Source organism: Micrococcus sp. HMSC31B01 (assembly GCF_001816085.1).
In the GTDB taxonomy this organism is placed as follows: Bacteria; Actinomycetota; Actinomycetes; order Actinomycetales; family Micrococcaceae; genus Micrococcus; species Micrococcus luteus.
The window spans coordinates 1-2,225 of sequence record NZ_KV825086.1 but is presented as its reverse complement, the minus strand read 5'-3'; the positions used below and the strand labels follow the sequence as shown (position 1 = coordinate 2,225).

3 protein-coding genes and 1 pseudogene are annotated in these 2,225 nt (G+C 69.4%); 3 read left to right on the top strand and 1 reads right to left on the bottom strand.

Annotated elements, in window-relative coordinates; translation table 11 throughout:
• Positions 1–389, top strand: a pseudogene (locus tag HMPREF3105_RS05400) (M18 family aminopeptidase); the annotation flags it as partial.
• Between the two features lie 69 nt (positions 390–458).
• Here the strand turns inward: HMPREF3105_RS05400 and HMPREF3105_RS05395 are convergent.
• Positions 459–1,025, bottom strand: a complete 567-nt coding sequence (locus HMPREF3105_RS05395) for a hypothetical protein (protein WP_141762438.1) — start codon at positions 1,023–1,025, stop codon at positions 459–461.
• A gap of 343 nt (positions 1,026–1,368) precedes the next feature.
• Here HMPREF3105_RS05395 and rpsF point away from each other — a divergent pair, with 343 nt between their 5' ends.
• Complete coding sequence (gene rpsF, locus HMPREF3105_RS05390) at positions 1,369–1,674, top strand: 30S ribosomal protein S6 (protein ID WP_002857790.1); 306 nt, start codon at positions 1,369–1,371, stop codon at positions 1,672–1,674.
• Between the two features lie 132 nt (positions 1,675–1,806).
• Positions 1,807–2,225 (top strand): single-stranded DNA-binding protein (locus HMPREF3105_RS05385; RefSeq protein WP_070708930.1); only part of this gene is annotated, 419 nt, incomplete at its 3' end.

Genomic DNA, 2,225 nt, shown 5'->3' with positions numbered 1-2,225 from the left:
TCGCGGGGTCCTGGCTGCTCTCCGCGGACGCCGGCCACCTGGTGCACCCGAACTACGCCGAGCGGCATGACCCCGTGAACCACCCGCGCGTGAACCACGGCCCGCTGCTGAAGATCAACGCCAACCAGCGCTACGCCACCGACGCGGGGGGAGAGGCCGCGTTCGCCCGCTGCTGCGGCGTGGCGGGGGTGCCGTTCCAGGAGTTCGTCTCCCACAACGACGTCCCCTGCGGCTCCACCATCGGCCCGATCTCGGCGACCCGCCTGGGCATCCGGACCGTGGACGTGGGCCTGGGCCTGCTGTCCATGCACTCGGCGCGCGAGATGTGCGGCGTGCGGGACGTGGAGCACCTGACGGCGGCCGTGCGGGAGTTCTTCCGCGGGGTGTGAGGCGCGGCGGGGGATGACGGCTGCCACGTGCGGCGTGCGCGGGGCTGCGTCAGCCGGCGGGGCCCGGGGTCACAGCGTCCGAAAGTCGCCGACATTGTCCAAGGTCATGCCGTTCACGACGGCACTGCCGCGGCCGCTGACCGACACGCCGGCGAGGGTCGTGCTGCAGTTGCTGTACCACCCGATGCGCGGCAGGGTGATGGTGCCTGAGACGGGGGCGGGTACCGGGGTGGAGAGCTTGCTGACGTAGCGGTAGTACTGGGTGCCGTTGTTGGTGTACAGGACCGGACTGCCGGTCCCGGAGACCTCACGGACGGGGGTGCTCCAGTCCGTCGTGGCGCTCGTCCAGGTGAGGGGGTTCCGAGACCCCATCGCATCCACCATGTCCTTCTGCACCAGGACGGAGGCGGTCACGTTCGTCACCGTGGAGCCGGCTTGCACATTGGTGATCCGGTAGTAGGTATTGACGTTGTCCGTGGTGACGCTCAAGCGGGTCGAACCCGAGCCGCAGGCCGACACCGACGCGCCGGGTACGGCTGCTGTGGTGGCGCGGCGGATACTGAACACGCGGTCGATCCGCGGGAGAGGGCTGGCCGCCTCGGCGGGGGCAGCGGCGGCGGCGACGACGGTCGGCACCGCCCACGCGAGGCTGCTGGCGACTCGGCGGCGGGAGGGGACGGACTGGGACGGCTGGGGCGCTGCCGACGTGGACTCTGACATGGATGCTCCGAAACGTGAGAGGGGTTTGACACAGGATGTGTGTCCTCCTTCCAAGGTACGTCGTCGTCGACCGAGGGCAAGCCCCGGCCACCCCACGGCCCCCTAGGGGTGGCACCTCATCTGCGGAGGCGCAATGCTGGTATTCTTGACGGGATCCCCTGCGTGCCGCCGAAGAGTGCGGATGCATGCGTAAGGGGAGAACGCAGAACCTCCTGCCGCGGAGAGACCGCGGCCGCAAGCCCAGAGGAGGTGGGTTCGCATGCGTGCTTATGAGCTGATGGTGCTGATCGACCCTGAGGTCGACGAGCGCACCGTGGAGCCGACCCTGAAGAAGTACCTCGAGGTCGTCACGAACGCCGGCGGCACCGTCGACAACATCGACGTGTGGGGTCGCCGCAAGACCGCCTACGAGATCCAGAAGAAGTCCGAGGCCATCTACGTGGTCGTCAACTTCCAGTCGGAGCCGGCCGCCACCCAGGAGCTGGACCGTCTGCTGAACCTCAACGAGACGATCCTGCGCACCAAGATCATCCGTCCGGAGGAGCAGAAGATCACCGCTGAGTGATCCTCGTACCGTGTCCGGAGGGTCTGAGAGCATCGGATCAGTCCCCGACGCCCCCACCGGAACCCCGCTGAGCAGTCCCGGATCCCCGGATCCGGTCACTGACCGGCAGAACCCCCGAAGACAGGAGTGACCATGGCAGGCGAGACCGTCATCACCGTGGTCGGCAACCTCACCGCCGACCCGGAGCTGCGCTTCACCCCGAACGGCGCGGCCGTCGCGAACTTCACCGTCGCGTCCACGCCCCGCACGTTCGACCGCCAGACCAACGAGTGGAAGGACGGCGAAGCGCTGTTCCTGCGCTGCTCGGTCTGGCGCGAGGCCGCGGAGAACGTGGCGGAGTCGCTGACCAAGGGCATGCGCGTGATCGTGCAGGGCCGCCTCAGGGCGCGCTCCTACGACGACCGGGACGGCAACCGTCGCACCAGCTGGGAGCTGGACGTGGACGAGGTCGGCCCGGCGCTGCGGTTCGCCACGGCCAAGGTCACCCGCGCCCAGCGCGGCGGTGGCGGCGGCGGTGGCTTCGGCGGCGGCCAGCAGGGGGGCGGCTTCGG